Below are 19,345 nucleotides of genomic sequence, written 5' to 3' on the forward strand. Positions count from 1 at the left end.
GTCCGAATATAAGGGTGTGCGATTGCAGTCGATCTGTAGTCGAATCACGAATATAGGGGGAGTTGGACAGGTGGAGAACAACAAAAAAGGAAAGGTTCGTGCTTTGCAGCCAAGCGGCAAAAAAACACGTTGGATCAACGTGGCGCTCGCTTTTACGCTGTTGACTGGAGGGGTCGGCAGCGTGTGGCAAGCAGCACCTACAATCAGTTACGCGGCTGAAACGAATAATGGCATCTCGCTATTATCTGCAAATCGCCCGGTCTATGCTTCGTCGTCGCTTGGAGGAAGCACGCCGAATCTAGTCACTGATGGTCAATCCAGCACGCGTTGGGAAAGTGTCTGGAAAAAAGATCCGCAGTGGATTTATTTGGACTTAGGCAAAACAGCCGAGATTTCTGATGTGGAGATCGATTGGGAAGGCGCGTATTCCACGGCTTACAAACTTCAAGTGTCGAATGATGAGCTGAATTGGCGCGATATTCACACCGTAACGAACGGACGCGGTGGTCAAGAAAAGATCAAGCTTGCCACGCCGGAACAAGGTCGCTATATTCGGCTGTTTAGTACAGCTCGTTCACAATCCGCTTACGGGATCTCAATCTGGGAATTCCGTGTATACGGAACGGGCGGCGTAGTTAGCGATACTCGCCCTGCTCCGATCAATCTGGCATTGAATAAGCCAGTCACGGCATCGTCGCTTGAAATCGATGAACACCTGAACCGACCGGAAAACGAACGACCGACGCCGAACAATTATTTGGCTGAAAATGCGACTGACGGTAAACCGAATACACGCTGGGCTTCGAAATATTTGCCGGACGGTTGGATTTATGTCGATCTTGGCAAAGTGGAGACCATCGGCGGAGTGCGTTTCGATTGGGAAAATTCGTACGCCCGTGCTTATGACATTCAAGTCTCCGACGATGCGAAAAATTGGAAAACGATTTATCGACAATTAGATGGCTCCGGTAAAAAAGAGCAAATCGATCTGTATACCGAAGCTCGCTACGTCAAAATGCAGGGTCTAGCCCGTGGCAACGACTTCGGTTATTCATTATTTGAATTCGAAGTATTGGAATACCGTGAAGGCGACGACAAGCCAGTTTATGATATTCCAGACATGCCGCAAATCGAAAAAGTTCAAGTCGGCGCAGGCAGCTACGAGATTGGCGACCTGTCGCAGCTGGAACCGCGCAGCCCTAAGTTCGTCTCCGAAGAACTGAAAGCTCCGTTTCCTTCTAACGACTGGTGGCAATCGCTATTGATCTTCAACCTAGGCGAAAGCAACGGCGTGATCACTCTTCCTTTTAAAAATAAATATACGCCTATGGGTCTTGCTGTTCTGACACCGGGCGCGGGATACGCTTCTTCCGATGGCGGTTCGGTCAACGCCGACGGTGAACCGGATCTGTACATTAACGAAACGTCGATCGATCCGTCTAAAGTCAAAACGACGGTAACAGGATATGGTGATTATTCGGTCGATGTCATGATGAGTGACGACAAGACGCCGAAAATGAAAACCACGTTTGTCAAAGGTTCGCCTTATCTGTACAACACGTTCGAAACATCGGATTCGGTCGTGCTTCGTACAGCTAATCTGACGCGTCTCTACGATGAGTCTGGAAGTACGATTGAACTACAAGATGGTGAAGCGATTACCGCAGACCATCTCGGTCTGACCATTACGAATACCGACCGTGCGCCGCAGCAGCAGACGTTTGAACGCAACTACGGCGTGTTCGTGCCTCCCGGCACAACGATGATGAAGCTTGGGGATACGATCAAAATTAAATTCCCGGAAGAAGCTTATCTCTCGCTTGCCGCGCTGCCTTCGGCAGATGATCTCGCGTTATATCGCTCGCACGGCTATGCGTTCGTGACCGATACTCGCGTGGATTACGATTATGATGCCAAGTCTGCTGGAGTGACGACGCAATTTACAGCGACAACGGAAAGCAAACGCTCGGATATGCCCAACGAAACGTTAGCGACATTGCTTCCGCACCAATGGAAGATTACAACATCGCCTTTGACCGATTTATCGTATCCGTCTGTGCGCGGCACGCTAAAAGTTCATGAAGGCAATACGTTCACGACGCAAGACCAGTTTACGGGATTATTGCCACAGTTCGCAGAACCAAACGGTTCCAGCGGTTATTCCCGCGTAGAGCTTAGCGCGTATCTGGATATGTTGGATGCGGATATTGCGGGCGGGCTGATGAGCCGCGATCCGTATTGGCAAGGCAAAAAGCTGCATCCGTTAGCGATGGGCGTACTCGTCAGCGATCAGATCGGAGATCTTGATCGCCGAGATATGTATCTCAAAACGCTTCGTAACATTCTAAGCGATTGGTATACGTATTCCGAAGACGAACCGCAACATTCGCATTACTTCCATTACTCACCGGCTTGGGGATCGATCTTCCCGTATGCCAGCGGATTTGGACTGAATACGGGCTTAACCGATCACCACTTCACGTATGGCTATTACGCGTTCGCTTCGGCGGTACTCGGTCAGTACGACGAAAGTTTTGTGCGCGATTACGGCGAAATGGTCGAGCATTTGATTCGCGACTATGCGAATCCTTCTCGTACTGATTCCATGTATCCGTGGATGCGTAACTTCGATCCGTACGAAGGTCACTCGTGGGCAGGCGGCTTTGCCGATAATGCCAGCGGCAACAACCAAGAAGCGGCAGGCGAAGCGCTGTTCGGTTGGGTCGGACAATTTATGTGGGGCGAAATGACAGGCAACGATTCGTATCGCGACGCCGCGATCTGGGGCTTCACGACCGAACTGAAAGCTGCCGAGCAGTATTGGTTCGATTACGACGGCGATAACTTCTTGCCCGGATATACGCACGAAACTGCCGGTCACGTCTATGGCAGCGCCTACGCGTATACAACGTTCTTCTCCGGCGACGCCGAGCATATTTACGGAATTCATTGGTTGCCACTTGGCGAATGGATGTCCGCTTACGGACGCGATCCGCAAAAAGCGGCAACATTGTATGACGGTCTGCTGAAAGATATTCGCAAGCAAAGCGGCAATGATGAAAGCAACGAACGCAGTTGGCAACATATCATCTGGCCGTTCCAAGCGTTGAGCGATCCACAGGCGGTTATCGACAAATGGGACCCAAGCGTGATGCAGCAAAATGAAATTTTCAACGCGTATTGGTTTACGCATTCGATGAAAGCTTTGGGTAGCCGTACTGCGGAGATCTGGAGTGACGATCCAGCCGTATCGGTATACAAAAATGCGGACGGCAAATACGCGGCTCAAATCTGGAATCCTTCTGCGACGTCCAAAACAGTCGGCTTCTATAACGCAAGCGGTAAAGTCGGCTCGGCAGTCGTCTATCCAAAAGGATTGGTTCAAGTCGATCCAACCCAAGATTCGATCACAGAGCCAAAAGAAAACGCAGGGATCCGTTATTTGGATCGTAGCGATTGGACATTAACGGCTTCGGCAGATCTCGGCAGCGATCCAGTCACCAATATGATCGACGGTAGTTTGAGCACGCGCTGGACATCAGGCGCCGCTCAAAATCCTTCGCAATGGATCGAACTGGATCTGGGTTCGAAACAAACGTTCGATACGTTGTTTATGAACTCGGGGACGAGCGGCGGCGACTACGCGCGCGGTTATCAAGTCTTCGTCTCGGACAATGGCGAAGATTGGTCGGAACCCGTTGCTTCGGGTGACGGAAAATCCGCAGGCGTAGCTGTAGAGCTCGGTCAACAGCAAGCTCGGTATATCCGTATCGAATCGACGAAAAGCGCGGATAGCTGGTGGTCGATTGCCGAACTTCGCGTAGCTTTATTCAACGGCGAAGCAGACAACGAAGAACCCGAAGAACCTACAACGCCGCTTCCGGGCAATGGCCCGGGTAGCCGTGAAGAGTGGCAAATTACGACCTTTGCCAATAACAGCGAAGAACCAGGAAGCTTAATGTTAGACGGCAATGCTTCGACCCGTTGGTCGTCGGGACGTCCGCAAACGAATGGACAATGGATTACCGTCGATCTGGGCAGCGTAGCCGCGGTTGATACCGTCGTCTTGAATGCAGGCGGATCCATTGCCGACAGCGCAGAAAGCTTCCGAGTGTTGCTATCTACAGATGGTTCCTCGTGGAGTGCGCCTGTCGCGATCGGCAAACGTGATGCCAAAGCGATCAATCGTGTCACGTTCCCTGAGCAAGCGGCACGTTATATCAAAATCGTTCAAACCGGAGAAGCGTCCAATTGGTGGTCGATTGCCGAATTGGATGTGCAATATAACGGTACAGGTAAATTAAAAGCTTTAACGCCTGCCAACTGGACGCTGACCGCTTCTTCTTCGGTTGCCGGGCAAGAACCGGCTGCTTTGCTTGACGGAGATCACGCGACGCGTTGGTCAACAGGTACCGAGCAACGTGAAGGTCAATGGCTGACCCTTGATCTGGGACAAGAAACGACATTTAGCCAAATGCTGATGGATAGCAGCGGCAGCCCGGATGATTTCGCCCGCGGCTATAATGTCTATGTTTCGAATGACGGCGAAGATTGGGGTCAAGCGATTACGAAGCGTCAAGGATTTACAGACGACCTTGTGGCATCTTTCGCTCCGCAATCGGCGCGATATATCAAAATCGAATTGAACGAAAGTCATTCCCGTTGGTGGTCGATGTCGGAATTGATCCTTTTTGCTCCCGATTCCGAGAACACGCCAATCGACGATGGAATACCGACGCTACTGGATCGCAGCAACTGGGCAGTCACGACTTCGATGCCCGAGCAAGCCGGATATCCGATTGCAGCGATGCTTGACGGCGATTCGGCAAGCCGCTGGTCTTCTGGCGAAGTGCAATCGCCGGGACAATGGATTACCGTTGATCTGGGCACAGATACAGATTTCTCTCGTGTTCAATTAACCTCACAATCTGCACCTGATGATTATGCACGTAACTATACCATCGAGATTTCTGCTGACGGTGTAGAATGGTCGCAAGTAACGTCAGGCGAAGGTAACCCGCAAGGGATCGACGCTACGCTTAGCGATTCCCAAACCGCGCGTTATGTACGAATCACGCAGACCGGTTCGTCCGATTATTGGTGGTCGGTTAGCGAATTGAATCTGTATCGTTAAGTTACACTCGAATTAACCGAAATAAAAAAAGCCCGTTCCGGTCTGCCGAATCATTCGGCAAACTGGGACGGCTTTTTTGTTACATTTGCAAAAATTCATCTAAATAAGTATAAAAAAGTTCAGGATGACTTAAATGTACGTTATGATCGGTACCCGGCATTTCGCGTGCGATCCCATTGGGCAGCAGACTTTTCGCCTTTTCCCATACGTCATCCGGCATATTATCGCCGTCCTTCGCTCGAATTAACAATGCAGGGCAATAGATTTCAGTTAAACGATCATACCAATCGATATTGTATGCGATATTTGCCGCCATTGCTTGCGGGCTGAACATCATCGTATAACCTTCTTCGGTTTCGGTCAGACTATTCATAAAATAATCAACGGCAAGCTGACTATCCAGTTCTTGACTCATCAACTTGGAAGCTTGAGCACGATCTGAAAAAGGTAACTGCCAATCGGCAGTTAGCGGGTCAATCGCCGTTATTTCTTCAGGCGGAGTCTGTAATCGAACTTTAGGTCCTTCCGGCGTCTTATCCAAAATCGCGACTTTCGAGACATAAGACGGATACATCGCCGCAACATGCGCCGCATTTTGCCCACCCATCGAATGACCGATCAAGATGCACGAAGATAGACCAAGCGTATCCAACAATTTAATGACGTCTTCTGCCATTTCTTCGGCGGTATAGCGAGAAATCGGTTTGCTGCTCAGTCCGTGTCCGCGTTGGTCGGGAGCAATCACGCGATAACGATCTCCGTACCGGCGCATCAGATCTGCCCACGTTTCTCCTCGTCCCCAACGCCCATGCAGACATACGATTACTGGACCTTCGGTTTGAGTATCCAGTATAAACAATTCGATATGTTTCAACTTTAATTTTTTACGATATAGATGAACGTCCATAACTACCTCCCTAACTTATTCCTATTTATTTTAACAGGTTAGAACCTCTTGTTTACACAAATAGTTTTGAGACAGTAAATTGCTCATACATAGATAACGCTTTATTGCGTCGTCTCGTTGAATCCTGAGAGTAAGCTAGATACAATGGATAACAGATCATGAATTGAGCGAAAAAGGAGAGTTTGGATGATGCAGCCGTGGGATCGTAGTACGTGGGAGACTTTAATTTCGTCGGAGAAAAAAGAACGTCTGACTGAGCTGTTACCGCTTTTGCCGGTTCCTTTTGAAAACTTACATATGCAGATTTTCGAACAATTTGGACGCCGTTTAGAAACAGGTGTGGTGAGCTATGAAGGCCGCGAGTTTGTATTCGTTCCGGGAGAGAGTGTCGAAGTTGGCTGGGAATATCCAAAAGAAAAGAACTCGGATAAGACGGATATCCTTTCGCGCTTGGAGAAAAGTCTACAGGAAGATCTTCTATTTTCGCCTCAAGAAGCAAAGATTGAGTTACAGCAACACATGTCTCCGGTTCGCCAAATCCAACGTCTGCCTATGTTCATAGAGCGTGAACCTTTTTCGGTAGGTTGGATTCCTTATGAGATCGAGGATCTGCATCCCGAAGATGATAAAGACCTGATTGACGAGATCGAAAAATTCAGTCAATCGACCGATCAAAGTCTGGAAGTCGATCAATCGTTTAAATTAGAACGTAACGACGATGGGATCCGACTATTTATTTTTGACGATAGCGAGACGTTCGAAGAATGGCAATCGATTCATATGGAAGAAGGCTTTTCGTTGTTAAACGAAGAAGAATGGGAAAGCGTGTATAGCGCAGGCGCAGATGCCCTTTTTCCGTGGGGAAATGACATCGAACACTTTTTACCGCAACGTCCGCCTATCATTCAAAATGGCTTAGGGCTTATCTTTTCCGTCGATCCGTATCTTAAAGAACTGACTTCCACAGCGGAAGAATTTACGGGAAAAGGCGGAGACGGCGGAGCTTATCTGCATGGAGGATTTGCGAAAGAACTGGCTTACCTGTCTACGGCTACGGCGTTTCGAGACCGGGAGGAACACGAACTCGATTGGTGCGAATGGATCGGCGCGTTCCTATATCGGCGAGTGGTCAGAATTCCGGTATAGTCCAAACAAACATCAAAAACCGTCCGACTTCGCTAGATGCGAAACTCGGACGGTTTATTTGTCGTTGCTCGAGTTAACGTTAGTTTAACGTCCTGCACCTAAGGCAGTCCGTTCTTGTCTAACCGATGTTTGATCTTCTGTCGTCGATTCTGATTCTTTAGCTACTTCTTCACCGCGTACCGTATTTAACTCTTGTTCGTTCTGATGAAGCTCTTTGAGCATATTGCGGTAAATATGTGCTTCTTGACGGTTCAGTCCATCGCGGTTCTCTTTCAAAATCCAATTCTCCATCGTCTTTTTCAGAATTTCGCTTTTCCGTTGCAGCACATCCGTATTACCCAATTGATTTCATCCTTTCGCGTATCTTGATTTCCGACGTCGAATGATCGGTAAAGATCTTATCCGGCGTAACGTTTTCCATTATACGGGAAAGGAATCCATGACCCAATGCGCGTCAGACCGGCTTAGCTAGAATCATCTGTACTGAGTCCGTAATGAGCCAACTCAGCAGACACATTCATAAAAGTACAGCTATATGCTCCCAAATACGGATTGATTCATTCTGAATAACTATCTCAGTTCTTGCATCAGTTGCATGATTTTCCGCGTTGTATTTACATTTCGAACGGTCATCTGTTTATATAACTTCGATCCAACGAGCTTATCCATTCCGCTGCTTGCCGCATCTTCCCGGCTGACTGAATACAAGATCGCACGCGGCGCCGTCAGCAACGTTCCGATTCCCGGTTTTAACGGAAGAAGTGCCGGTACACTGGGTTCATCGACCTCGTCCCATAAGAAAAACACATCGCTTTTCATCCCGTTATCGTTACTCCAATGTTCAGGTAACACTTCGAATACCGCTTGCATCTCGTCCAAGCTTCGGATCAATACACGGATCTGCAACCCAAAATGTTTAGCAATCGCGGCTTCTAATCTAGGAGCAAGTTCGGCTTGTGGCAAGGTATCTTCGTTAAATACAATGTTGCCCGAGTTTATATAGGTTTTAACTTGCTTCATTCCGGCTTCTTCGAACGCTACCTTTAGCTCTTTCATATCGATCTTATTATTCCCGCCTACATTGATGCCTCGCAAAAGTGCGGTATAGATCATAAATAGTGCTCCTTTTCGTCTGGTATAAGATCGATGATCTGGCGTTGTATCTTTTCGCTGATCGATGGTTATACTCCTGCTTGAACAACAAAAACCCGAACTCGCTTTTCGCGAATCCGGGTTGATTTAGGTTAAATGATGGCGTTTAGCCGTTAAGTTGATGCGTTGAACTTACGAACCTTGATCGTCTTTCGTAACCAGCTTAAGCGGTGCGGGAATCGAAGCTTCAACCGCTTTGCCTTGCAGCACATCGCGCGCAGCGTTTACCGCCAATTGCCCGATTAATTCCGGTTGTTGCGCGACGGTCGCGTTCATTTTGCCGTTTTTGATCGAAGTCAGCGCATCGTCGTTACCGTCGAAGCCGACGACCGGAATATCTTTGCCTGAACTTTCGATGGCTTCGATTGCTCCGAGCGCCATTTCGTCATTATGCGCGAATACCGCTTGTACGTCCGGGTTACCTTGAAGCAAGTTTTCCATGACGGTTAAGCCTTTGGTCCGATCGAAATCCGCGGCTTGGCTTGCGATCACGTCTAATTGCTTGTCCGCGATTTCGTGGAAACCTTTTCCGCGTTCGCGTGTAGCCGATGCACCCGGTACGCCTTGAAGTTCGATGACTTTCGCGCCTTCGCCCAGTTGCTTCACCAAATATTCGGCTGCCATTTCTCCGCCTTTGGCGTTATCCGATGCGACCAGAGCTTTGACATCGCCTTGGTCGGCGGAACGGTCGAGCGCGATAACCGGAATGTCTAATCCGTTTGCCGCTTGTACCGCCGAAGAGATCGCTGCAGAATCTGTCGGGTTCACCAAAAGCGCATTGACGCCTTGTTGCAGCAAATCGTCTACGTCGTTGCTTTGCTTCGCGGAATCGTTTTGAGCATCGACGACAATGACTTCGATCCCTTGTTTTTGCGCTTCTTTCACTACGCCGTCTTTGAGCGATACGAAGAACGGATTGTTTAACGTCGAGATCGATAAGCCGATCTTGATTTTACCCGACTCTGATGCGTTATTCGGTCTAGCCCAGCCCGGCGGCTGCATCGAGCATCCTGCTATCATCAACACCACTAGTAATGCGGCACCTAACGTCATTAACTTTTTCATCTCGTCACCTTCTTTCTGATATTAAGCCGAACGCTTGCGGTCGATCAGTACGGCAATCACAATCACGACACCTTTAACGACCATCTGATAAAACGAAGATACGCCGAGTAAGTTCAAGCCATTGTTGAGCGTTGCGATAATAAGCGCGCCAATCAGCGTACCGACGATCCAACCGCGTCCGCCTGTCAAGCTGGTTCCGCCCAGTACGACTGCGGCAATCGCATCCAGTTCGTAAGACTGACCCGCTGTAGGTTGTGCCGAGTTCAGACGCGACGTTAAGATCGCTCCTGCGAGTGCAGCGAGCAGACCTGCAAGGCTGTAAATCATAATTTTGACACGGTGCACTTTGATACCCGATACGATCGAAGCTTTTTCGTTACCGCCGATTGCGTACGTTTTACGTCCGAACGATGTTTTATGCAAAATGACCCATAAGATTGCGAATACGATCAAGGTTGTGACAGCCGGAACCGGAATCCCGAAGAAATAACCGCGACCGAACAATTGGAACGAAAGATCGTCGCCAAGTCCCGTGATCGGATTACCATTCGTATAGACCAGGGTTAAGCCGCGGAATACCGTCATCGTCGCAAGCGTTGCGATAAACGGAGCCATTTTACCTTTTGTGATCATCAAGCCGTTAATCATACCCATCACCGCACCGGCTACACAGCCGACTAAAATTGCCAAGATCGGATCAAGCCCGGCAATCATCAGATTAGCGACAAACGCGCTGGATAATGCCAAAATCGAACCGACCGACAAGTCGATTCCGCCTGTCAAAATAACAAACGTCATTCCGAATGCGATCAGAGCATTAATGGCTACCTGGCGAGACAAGTTGAGTAGGTTAAGCGGTTCCAAAAAAGCTGGATTTAAGATCGACACGATCACCACAAGAATAATAAAACCAAGTAACGGCCCAAGCTTTTGCGTGACCTCTGATAATTTGAATTTTTTGCCCGTATCGACGGTAGTTGCTTCTTTTTGCATCTTATTGTCCTCCTGTCGCTAAAGTCATAATTTGTTCTTGCGTCGCTTCATGGCTCGAAAGTTCGCCGCCGATTTTGCCTTCGTGTACGACGATGATTCGGTCGCTCATCCCGAGTACTTCCGGCAATTCCGAAGACACCATGATAATCGCCACGCCTCGGTCGGTCAGTTCATTCATCAACTGATAAATTTCGCGTTTGGCACCGACATCGACGCCGCGCGTAGGCTCGTCGAGAATGAGTAGGCTAGGTCCGATTCCGATCCATTTCGCGATGACGACTTTTTGCTGGTTGCCCCCGGACAAACTGCGAGCAGGCGTCTCGGCGGACTGCGTTTTGACTTGCAACCGCTTGACGAGCGAATCTACAAACTCACGCTCTTTGCGCGAAGAAATAAATCCTTTGGATGTAAAACTGAATAAATTCGGCAGCGCCATATTTTCCCGAATCGAAAAGTCGAGCACCAGACCTTCGTCTTTGCGGTCTTCCGTAATAAAGCCGATGCCATGCCGCACTGCATCTTCCGGGCGACGGATCTGAATCTTTTTGCCACGCAGCTTAATTTCACCGCTATCCAATTTATCCAGCCCGAAGATCGCCCGCATAATCTCAGTTCGTCCGGCACCCATCAGCCCCGAGAACCCGACAATCTCTCCGGCACGTACTTGAAAGCTCACATTTTCGAAAAGCCCGCGTCGGCTAATCTTATTCACTTCGAGTATGAGTTCGCTTGGCTTCGGATTACGTTTTGGGTAACGTTCCGTGAGTTCGCGTCCCACCATCTTACGCAAGACTTCATCGAAGTTCGTCGCCGGGATCTCTGTTGTATCTACGGTGATTCCGTCACGCATGACCGTGATCCGATCGCAGATCGCAAAAATCTCTTCCATCCGGTGCGAGATGTACACGATCGATACGCCTTCGGCTTTGAGCGACTTAATGACTTCGAACAACTTCACGATTTCTCGCTCGGTTAAAGCCGCAGTCGGTTCGTCCATCACGATGACTTTGGCATTCGTCATCAATGCTTTGGCGATTTCGATCATCTGTTGTTGCCCGACCGAACAAGTTCCTGCGTCTTTGCTCAGCGGTAAATCTACCGATAACCGCTGCAACTGTTCGCGAGCGAGCGCTTTCATTTTGCGTGTGTCCAGCAGCCCGTAAGGCAGGTTCAGTTCACGTCCGATAAATAGATTTTCGAGCACGGTCATTTCCGGCCAGATATTCAATTCTTGATGGATAAAAGCCAGCCCGCGATTTTCCGCTTCGCCGGGATTATCGAAATACGTTTCTTTGCCGTCTACGATAATCGTACCTTCATCGAGTTTATGTAAGCCGACGAGGATATTCATCAACGTCGACTTACCCGCTCCGTTTTCGCCCATTAGAGCGTGAACTTCGCCTTCTTTTAATTCGAAATCGACACCCTTCAGCACTTGGTTCGTGCCGAATGATTTATGAATGCCTTTCATTTCGATATTCATATCCGTTCCTCCTATTCTTCGTTGCCGAAGTACACGCCTGAGTACAAAATACAATTGGCGTAAGGCTTCGCTTCACCTGTTCGGATAATCACTTTGGCGCCTGCGGTCAAAGCTTTGAATTGTTCGTGACTGTAAGTCTCCAAAGTCTGCGAGGCAAAAGTTTGCTGGATAAATCCGTAAGCGGGTTGATTTTGCGCCTTGATTTCTTCTGCGATTACGACTTTCTCAATCTCCATATCATTAGCAACGATCTCCACCACTTGCTCAAAACTCGGAACGCCGTACGTCAGTGCCAGATCGATCTTGGGAACCCCGTCCGGAATCGGAAGCCCTACATCTGCAATCACGATATAATCGGTATGCCCAAGATCGGCTAATACTTTAGCGATATGACTGTTCAAGATGCCGTGTTTTTTCATTACAACGCTTCCTCCACTTCACTGCGAGTCGGCATACCGCCTTGCGCGCCAAAACGCATAACCGATAATGACGCTGCGCGGTTCGCGAATTTCAGGCTATCCCCAATCTGATTTCCTTCTGCCAAAGCTACGGCGAACGCCGCGTTGAAGGTATCGCCTGCGCCTGTCGTATCGACGGCTTCTACGCGGTAAGACGACACAACCGCTTCTTGTTGCCCGTCGAAATACCGGACACCTTGACTGCCTTCGGTGATAAACAATTTTTCGGGATGCCTGCATAAAATATCGCTGATCGATTGCCCTTCGAACAAAAGACTAGCTTCATGTTCATTCGGCGTGATATACGCGCAATTCTCGATTAATTCCGCTTCCACCGGACGTGCCGGTGCAGGGTTCAGTAGCAAAGGAACACCGGCTTGTTTGCAAATCCGGCTGACAAGCAGTACCGTCTCTGCGGGAACTTCTTGTTGGATCAATACGATATCCGCTTGCTCAATGATTTCACGGCATTTTTCTACATACTCTGGCGTGACATGCCGATTGGCTGCTTCGACAACGATGATACTGTTATCGCCTTCTGCCAAAATGATATGCGCGGTTCCGCTTTCGCAATGTGTAACCGGTTCCACATTATTCACACTTACACCATTTTGTTTGAGATTTTCCAAAATCGTCTGACCCAGCGTATCGTCGCCTACGCGACCGATCATCGAAACCTTCGCGCCGAGTCTAGCTGCGGCTACCGCTTGGTTAGCTCCTTTACCGCCGGGAACCGTTTTGAAGCTTTCTCCAAGAACGGTTTCTCCGGCACCCGGACGCCGAGACGAGGTGACGACCAAATCCATCGAACAACTTCCGACGACCACGACGTTCGCTTGTTTTTTGCTTTGTGTATTCATCTGGTTGCCCACCTTTTCTATAGATTAGAAGATTGTAACTTTCTATTAGATTGATTCTTCTGCCTTGATCCGTGTTGTGCCCCGCTGTATAAATTGTACCGGCATTTGGATACTTTTGAGTTCCACATCGTCATTTTCGATCAATTGGATCATTAGCTCTGCCGCTTGCTTCCCCATATCGTAAGCAGGCTGACGAATCGTAGAAAGACTTGGAGACACCAATTCGCTAAGCGGAATATCGTCGAATCCGATAATCTGTATATCTTCCGGTACTTTTTTGCCTAAACGAAGAGCTTCGTGCAAAACAGCGATTGCCGCCATATCGTTACTTGCGATCACACCGTCTGTCTCGGGAAAAGAAACAAATAACTCTTCGGCTCTACGCTGTGCTTCATCCAATGTGAACGAATCCGTCTGCACGACTTCATAGGTCACGCCTGTATCTTGCAGAACTTCGACTGCTCCTTGAAAGCGATCTTGCGCGGGACGCACATGCGCGGGACCTTGCAATACGGCAATCTGCCGACTTCCGCGTTCAATCATTTGCTGCGCCGCAATTCTGCCGCCTTCACGTCCGTCTGCGTATACCGCAGGTCGATCACTTGAGATCCGATCCAAAAAGACAACCGGAATCTTCAATCGACGATAAAAATCCATACCCGGAAAATTGGTGGACGCGATAATGCCGACCACGTTATTTTGTACAAAGGTCTGAATATAATCCTGTTCTTTTTGCTGACTTTCATCGCTATTGCCAAAAATAAGTCGCAGCCCGCTTTGTTGCATCCGGTCTTCGACTCCTCTGGCGAGCTGCGGAAAGTAGGGATTTGTAATATCAGGTAGCAATAGTCCGATCAATCTTGATTTGCGCTTATATAAAGAACGAGCGACTTCATTCGGTGTGTAATTCAATTCTTTGATTGCTTTCTCTACCACGCGGCGCGTATCTTCGTGCACATATCCATTTTCATTCAAAACTCGGGATATCGTCGCGACCGATACGCCTGCGTATTTCGCAACATCTTTGATCGTAACCATCTTTTCACCTCAAATAAGTAACCGGTTACACATAAACTAGCACAAATTTTAACCGCTTTCAAGTTTTTTGATCCATAAAAATAATTCCCGGCAAAAAACCTTCTACACCGGGCTTTTAGGCACCAATGAAAAGGTTTTTAGTCAATAATTAGATCGCTTGTACCGGATTTCCAGCAAGGACTACTGTTGCTGAACCGCCGCTGAAGATCGCGTTGATATTTTCGAGCGATGTAATGACGGCTTTGCTGCCCGGACGGCTTTCAGCGAACGAGATCGCCGCTTGTACTTTTGGCAACATACTGCCCGGCGCAAATTGATCTTCTTTAATCCACCCCTGCAATTGCTGAATCGTTACATCTTCCAACTTTTGTTGATTCGGTTGATTGTAATTCACATAGACGTTATCTACGCCGGTTAGCAAAAATAGATAATCCGCTTCTACCAGATTAGCGAGCTTTGCGGAAGCAAAGTCTTTATCGATTACAGCTTCGACGCCTTCATAGCCATGTTGTACTTTTTTGACCGGAATCCCGCCACCGCCTGCCGACACCGTGACGTAGCCGTTTTCGATCAGCGTTTTGATCATTGGATATTCGACGATCGTTTGCGGTTTTGGGGAAGGAACGACTTTGCGGTACCCACGCCCGGAATCTTCGATATAGACTTCGCCGGTTTCCTCCGACATTTTCGCGGCTTCTTCTTGGGTGAAGAAAGGGCCGATCGGCTTCGTCGGGTTGCTGAACGCCGGATCATGCTCGTCCACGACCACTTGGGTTACGATCGATGCGACCTGCTGACTCAAACCTGCTTCGGCAATCGCTTCGTTCATCGTATTTTGCAGCCAATAGCCGATACTGCCTTGGGTCATCGCGACGCAAGCATCGAGTGGCAACGCCGGATTTTTCTCGGACTTTGCAATCGATTGTTGGAGCAGTAAATTACCGACCTGGGGGCCGTTGCCGTGGCTAATAATGAGTTGATGCCCTTGCTTGATCAATTCGACCAACTGTTTGCTCGTATGGCGCAATGCTTCGATCTGCCCTTGCGGCGAAGGGTCTTCGTTCAATATCGCGTTACCGCCGAGTGCGACTACGATTCGTTTTCCCATAATTGCCTCCGTTTCGCTTGTCTTAAAAAAGTAAGCACACCGAGCAAACTATCGTTGCCCGATGTAGCCCCGTAAGCTTGGATGTGTTGGATTGCAGCTGTAATCTTGGATGAATCTCTATTTTGAATCGCGCTGCACAGATGTCTCCACGTTGGATGGATATATCCGTCGAAAAGTGTCTGATAATACGCAAGACTGACGTCTGTCGTCGAACGAATCTGCAAAGCTTGCCGGGTGAAATCCGCTATAATCGGCTTGCTCTGCGTAATTTGTTCCAGCAAGATCATTCCTTGCAAAAAATCGTCGCCCGAAGGCGTTAAGCCGATTCCTGCACCGATTAACGACTGAACGGTATCGGCTGAAAATTCAGCGGAACCCTCTGATAACCGAGCATCAATCTGATCTAGCGGCGGTGCAGCAAAGCCAGAATTTTGCCGGACTTGCGCTTGTTCGAGTTTTTGCAAAATGTCGCTTGCATACCAATCCTCTAGCGGAATACGCGGAATCGACACATCCACGTTTTGGATCGAAGTCAAAATCAAGATCATCGGTTGAGGTCGAACATATACCGTTAATACCAGATCAAATTGCTTACCCGCTGACGAACAATGCGGGCTGATTTTAATCAAAGTGCCGACCGATAACCCCTGCGCGATTAGGTCAAAGTTTTCGGTATCTATCGTAAATCCGATTGCAGATAGGTAAGCTTCCCCTTTGCCGACGAACCATAATCGCTTCCCGACTTTCAGGTTAAATCCATTCGAGAAGATCGAATGGACTTTTCCCTGAAGCCTACGCGTAGGATTTATCTGCCGAAAATAATTCCGCATATAACTGCTGATATAAGCATGTTCAGAGATCAAGCTTTCTTGAACCATGGGGATCCCTACTCTTCGACTGGAATGCCTAACGATTTTGCGTAAGCAATCAACGCTTTCTCGAAGCAGACCAGAGGAGCACGAACGGTTCCTGCGCCGATCTGACCGACGCCCGCTTCTTTATGCGCAATCCCCGTGTTGATGATTGGCGTAATTCCGGTCTCGACGACTTTACGAATATCGATCCCAAGCGTAGCGCCTTTGAAATTCCAGTTCGGAATCGACCAAGTCGGATTGTTCGTAATCGAAATCCGCTGCATTTCTTCCGAAATATTCTGCGCATCGTCCAAGCCGCTCAAACCCACGAAACGAGTGACGCCCGGCGCCGCAATCATCGCCATACCGCCTACGCCAACGGTTTCGGTAATCGCGCTATCGCCGATATCGGGATTTGCTTGCTCGGCAGAGTATCCGGTAAAGTACAGGCCATCCGGTGTATTCACCGCGCCGTTGAACCATTCGTCGCCAAGCGCGCTGATTCGTACGCCGAAGTTTTCGCCGTTGCGCGACATCGTGGTTACGACGCAACCTTCTTGGATTTTGCGGGCATAATCGACCATTGCTTTGCTCGTTGCCATCATGATATTCAAGAAAAATTGATCGGTATTCGCCAAAAATTGAATCACATCGGCTTTGTTTTGTTGATCGATATTTAGCAGCGTAATCGCTGGCGTAATTTCTTTGAGGAATACGAGCGATGCCGCAATATTCCGTTGATGGAACTCGTCGCCCATGCCGATTGCTCTAGCGATAATGACGTTTAAGTTAATGCCTTCGTCAAAAGTCCGCAACGCTTCGCCAAGTACCGGTCCAAGCACGTCGCGCATCCATTTGAGACGCGTAATGACGTTCTCGTTATTTGCACCGAAACGCAATACTTCGCCGATGCCTTCGTTCATGATGCACATGCCGGTTGTCCCGTCCGTTTTGTTTTCAACAATAAATACCGGGAAATTCGCAGTTGTAATGCCGCCCATTGGCCCTACGGCGCCTACATGGTGACACGGGATAAACTTCACTTCCCCGTTGTCCAACTGACGAAGCGCATCTTCTTGATCCGTTGCCCAACCTTCGAACAACATAGCACCGATCACGGAACCTTTCATCGGCCCTGTCATATTTTCATATTGAATCGGCGGCCCTGCGTGCAATACGACTTTTTCGCCCGTATTCAGTTCCGGAATCACTTCTTTTGCCGGGCGCGCATCGACAAGGAAAGGCTGCGACTCCATCAATCGGCTTACGACTTTATCGTTCGCCGCATCGATCTCCGCTTGGCGCTTATCCAACTCGTTCAAAATCCGAATCAGTTTGCGATTGCCGCCCGCTTTTGGACGCCATGTGAATTGAAGTGCTTTGCCTTGAAAATCCGTAATCGACTTCGTAAAACTTTGAATCCCGATATTGATCACGCGCGGCACGCTATTGAGCAGTTCCAATACTTTTTCGCCAGGAGCCGGAAGTTCGATTTTACTCTCGGTGTATTCCACTAGAGTTTTATCCCCGACTTGAAGTTCATGTCCCATCAGCTTAAGCGCCAGACGAACCGCGCGTGCGTTGCTGGTTTCGACGATGACTCCGGCATCTTGCAGACTCTGAACGGCTTGATCGTAATTTTGCGGATCGTTCGCGGTGCCGACGACGCTACCGATCACATACAATTTGCGCCCGGACTTTTGCGCTTGTTCCAATGCCGACTTGATGCTTGGCGTCAAAGCTCCTGCCATATCGGCATGCGCGCCGTAGCCCAGTACCACATCCAGCAAAATGATGCCGGTACTTTGATCTTCTAGCACTTCGCGCAATTTATTCACGCGAACTTCGGGATCGATCATTGGATGCGGCTTGCCTTGCGTATAAATATCGTCGCCGAGATCCATGACTTGGAATCCTTGCGTGTTGAGCATATATCCGTCTTCGCCTTTGACCTGATCCAGACCAAGCGCATCGGCGATCAGCGTCGCGGCTTCATTTGCCAACGTTCCGCCGGAATATAGTCCTTTGACGGTCTGACCTGTCGCTAACGGCTGATCGACGACATAATCAATCGGCTCATTGTAATTCGGCTTCACTTCGTCGCCGTTCGCGAGATCGACCGCGATCTTCGCCGCTTCTTCAAGCGTGTACGCCAGCGATACGTTGCCGATATGATGTTCCGGCTTTTCGCCGAGGAACAAAGCGACTACGGGTTTCGACAGCGATTGAAGCACTTGCATCACTTGATCGCGTACTTGCTTTGCCGGAGGCTTGGAAATGATTAAGATAACATCGGTCGGAGCATGTTGCTCCAAAGCGACGACCGCATCGATCATCGTCTGCGCATTCACGCCTTCTTTCAAGTCGCGTCCGCCTGTTCCGATCGCGTGAACAACGCCGCTTCCGAGGCGGTCAATGATCGTGGTTGCTTCTTGGATTCCTGTTCCCGACGCAGCGACGATGCCGATATTGCCGGGATTCGTAACGTTCGTAAATGCCAGCGGCACGCCGGACAAGATACCTGTTCCGCAATCCGGTCCCATCAGCAATAGCCCGTTATCGTGCGCTTTTTGCTTTAACCGAATTTCGTCTTCCAGACTGACATTGTCACTGAACGAAAATACATGCAGCCCTGCATCCAATGCTTTTTCGATCTCGTCGGCGGCATACATTCCTGGGATCGAGAACAACGCCAGATTCGCATCGGGCATTTGCTCCAGCGCATCTTTCCAGTTGTCGACGCTAACTACGCCGCCTTCTTTTTTGTTGCCAGACAAATTGCTCAAAAAGCGATTGACTTCTTCGACGACGGTATCGAGAATATCGTTATCTTCGGATTCCACGACAATCGCCATATCGTTCGCGCTTGCACCTTGAACTTCATCGGTGAACAGACCCGCAGCTTTCAAAATATCTTTATTGGCGTCCGTAGCCATCATGACCTGGCCTTGTTGAACACCTTCTAATCCGTTAATGGAGTTGGTTAGCAACATCAAATTGATCGAATCTTGGTAATTGTTTTTTTGGATCACAGCATGTAGCATGGAAACCCTCCTTTTGATTGTTAGTATAACCGCTTTCATATAGGCGAAAAATGAACAATTCGTATAAAAACACATATCTCGTTGTGCACTTTCAACAAAAGAA

The 19,345-nt window shown here is 48.9% G+C and carries 14 protein-coding genes and 1 pseudogene; 2 read left to right on the forward strand and 13 right to left on the reverse strand.

The genetic code is table 11. The annotated features are described in order from the left end of the window. Nucleotides 1-70 precede the first annotated feature (70 nt). A complete protein-coding gene (locus tag NOM90_RS15665) occupies nucleotides 71-5,134 on the forward strand; it encodes a discoidin domain-containing protein (RefSeq protein WP_255943273.1) in 5,064 nt (1,687 codons plus the stop codon). Nucleotides 5,135-5,213: 79 nt separating this feature from the next. On the opposite strand, the gene NOM90_RS15670 is transcribed toward NOM90_RS15665, so the two are convergent. Next, complete coding sequence (locus NOM90_RS15670) at nucleotides 5,214-6,041, reverse strand: alpha/beta fold hydrolase (RefSeq protein WP_255943274.1); 828 nt, start codon at nucleotides 6,039-6,041, stop codon at nucleotides 5,214-5,216. A gap of 186 nt (nucleotides 6,042-6,227) precedes the next feature. Here NOM90_RS15670 and NOM90_RS15675 point away from each other — a divergent pair, with 186 nt between their 5' ends. Further along, nucleotides 6,228-7,187, forward strand: coding sequence for a hypothetical protein (locus NOM90_RS15675; RefSeq protein ID WP_255943276.1), 960 nt, complete (start codon nucleotides 6,228-6,230; stop codon nucleotides 7,185-7,187). 84 nt (nucleotides 7,188-7,271) lie between these two features. Here the strand turns inward: NOM90_RS15675 and NOM90_RS15680 are convergent, their stop codons facing one another. The 12 genes and pseudogenes from NOM90_RS15680 to fdrA all read right to left on the reverse strand — a co-directional run. After that, complete coding sequence (locus NOM90_RS15680) at nucleotides 7,272-7,529, reverse strand: hypothetical protein (protein ID WP_255943278.1); 258 nt, start codon at nucleotides 7,527-7,529, stop codon at nucleotides 7,272-7,274. 228 nt (nucleotides 7,530-7,757) lie between these two features. Beyond that, on the reverse strand, nucleotides 7,758-8,300 hold the full coding sequence (locus tag NOM90_RS15685; protein ID WP_255943279.1) for a DUF1697 domain-containing protein: 543 nt from the start codon (nucleotides 8,298-8,300) through the stop codon (nucleotides 7,758-7,760). A gap of 171 nt (nucleotides 8,301-8,471) precedes the next feature. Further along, the gene (gene rbsB, locus NOM90_RS15690; protein ID WP_255943280.1) at nucleotides 8,472-9,404 is read right to left on the reverse strand and encodes a ribose ABC transporter substrate-binding protein RbsB; all 933 of its coding nucleotides are present in this window, start codon (nucleotides 9,402-9,404) and stop codon (nucleotides 8,472-8,474) included. 21 nt (nucleotides 9,405-9,425) lie between these two features. Continuing rightward, on the reverse strand, nucleotides 9,426-10,397 hold the full coding sequence (locus NOM90_RS15695; RefSeq protein ID WP_255943281.1) for an ABC transporter permease: 972 nt from the start codon (nucleotides 10,395-10,397) through the stop codon (nucleotides 9,426-9,428). Nucleotide 10,398: 1 nt separating this feature from the next. After that, complete coding sequence (locus tag NOM90_RS15700; protein ID WP_255943282.1) at nucleotides 10,399-11,880, reverse strand: sugar ABC transporter ATP-binding protein; 1,482 nt, start codon at nucleotides 11,878-11,880, stop codon at nucleotides 10,399-10,401. An 11-nt stretch (nucleotides 11,881-11,891) separates the two neighbouring features. After that, nucleotides 11,892-12,299, reverse strand: coding sequence for a D-ribose pyranase (gene rbsD, locus NOM90_RS15705; RefSeq protein ID WP_255943283.1), 408 nt, complete (start codon nucleotides 12,297-12,299; stop codon nucleotides 11,892-11,894). Continuing rightward, nucleotides 12,299-13,198, reverse strand: a complete 900-nt coding sequence (gene rbsK, locus NOM90_RS15710) for a ribokinase (RefSeq protein WP_255943285.1) — start codon at nucleotides 13,196-13,198, stop codon at nucleotides 12,299-12,301. The genes rbsD and rbsK overlap by 1 nt, the downstream gene beginning before the upstream one ends. 45 nt (nucleotides 13,199-13,243) lie before the next feature. Beyond that, the gene (locus tag NOM90_RS15715; protein ID WP_255943287.1) at nucleotides 13,244-14,236 is read right to left on the reverse strand and encodes a LacI family DNA-binding transcriptional regulator; all 993 of its coding nucleotides are present in this window, start codon (nucleotides 14,234-14,236) and stop codon (nucleotides 13,244-13,246) included. 148 nt (nucleotides 14,237-14,384) lie between these two features. Next, nucleotides 14,385-15,344: a carbamate kinase gene (gene arcC / locus NOM90_RS15720; RefSeq protein ID WP_255943289.1), complete on the reverse strand. Its 960-nt coding sequence runs from the start codon at nucleotides 15,342-15,344 to the stop codon at nucleotides 14,385-14,387. After that, the gene (locus NOM90_RS15725) at nucleotides 15,326-16,222 is read right to left on the reverse strand and encodes an oxamate carbamoyltransferase subunit AllH family protein (protein WP_255943291.1); all 897 of its coding nucleotides are present in this window, start codon (nucleotides 16,220-16,222) and stop codon (nucleotides 15,326-15,328) included. The genes arcC and NOM90_RS15725 overlap by 19 nt, the downstream gene beginning before the upstream one ends. Before the next feature lie 8 nt (nucleotides 16,223-16,230). Then, nucleotides 16,231-17,454 carry a YlbE family protein gene (locus NOM90_RS15730; RefSeq protein ID WP_255943576.1) on the reverse strand — a complete coding sequence of 408 codons (1,224 nt, stop codon included), beginning with the start codon at nucleotides 17,452-17,454 and terminating at the stop codon, nucleotides 16,231-16,233. Between the two features lie 66 nt (nucleotides 17,455-17,520). Continuing rightward, nucleotides 17,521-19,317: pseudogene (gene fdrA / locus NOM90_RS15735) on the reverse strand (acyl-CoA synthetase FdrA); the annotation flags it as partial. Nucleotides 19,318-19,345: the final 28 nt, after the last annotated feature.

This window comes from Saccharibacillus sp. JS10, assembly GCF_024436065.1.
Lineage (GTDB): Bacteria > Bacillota > Bacilli > Paenibacillales > Paenibacillaceae > Saccharibacillus.

What these genes read in the sequence shown, in the direction of transcription:
- NOM90_RS15670 (WP_255943274.1), bottom strand. Translation starts at nt 6,041, where the DNA reads ATGGACGTTCATCTATATCGTAAAAAATTAAAGTTGAAACATATCGAA.
- NOM90_RS15675 (WP_255943276.1), top strand. Translation starts at nt 6,228, where the DNA reads ATGATGCAGCCGTGGGATCGTAGTACGTGGGAGACTTTAATTTCGTCG.
- NOM90_RS15685 (WP_255943279.1), bottom strand. Translation starts at nt 8,300, where the DNA reads ATGATCTATACCGCACTTTTGCGAGGCATCAATGTAGGCGGGAATAAT.
- rbsB (WP_255943280.1), bottom strand. Translation starts at nt 9,404, where the DNA reads ATGAAAAAGTTAATGACGTTAGGTGCCGCATTACTAGTGGTGTTGATG.
- NOM90_RS15695 (WP_255943281.1), bottom strand. Translation starts at nt 10,397, where the DNA reads ATGCAAAAAGAAGCAACTACCGTCGATACGGGCAAAAAATTCAAATTA.
- NOM90_RS15700 (WP_255943282.1), bottom strand. Translation starts at nt 11,880, where the DNA reads ATGAATATCGAAATGAAAGGCATTCATAAATCATTCGGCACGAACCAA.
- rbsD (WP_255943283.1), bottom strand. Translation starts at nt 12,299, where the DNA reads ATGAAAAAACACGGCATCTTGAACAGTCATATCGCTAAAGTATTAGCC.
- rbsK (WP_255943285.1), bottom strand. Translation starts at nt 13,198, where the DNA reads ATGAATACACAAAGCAAAAAACAAGCGAACGTCGTGGTCGTCGGAAGT.
- NOM90_RS15715 (WP_255943287.1), bottom strand. Translation starts at nt 14,236, where the DNA reads ATGGTTACGATCAAAGATGTTGCGAAATACGCAGGCGTATCGGTCGCG.
- arcC (WP_255943289.1), bottom strand. Translation starts at nt 15,344, where the DNA reads ATGGGAAAACGAATCGTAGTCGCACTCGGCGGTAACGCGATATTGAAC.
- NOM90_RS15725 (WP_255943291.1), bottom strand. Translation starts at nt 16,222, where the DNA reads ATGGTTCAAGAAAGCTTGATCTCTGAACATGCTTATATCAGCAGTTAT.
- NOM90_RS15730 (WP_255943576.1), bottom strand. Translation starts at nt 17,454, where the DNA reads ATGGAGTCGCAGCCTTTCCTTGTCGATGCGCGCCCGGCAAAAGAAGTG.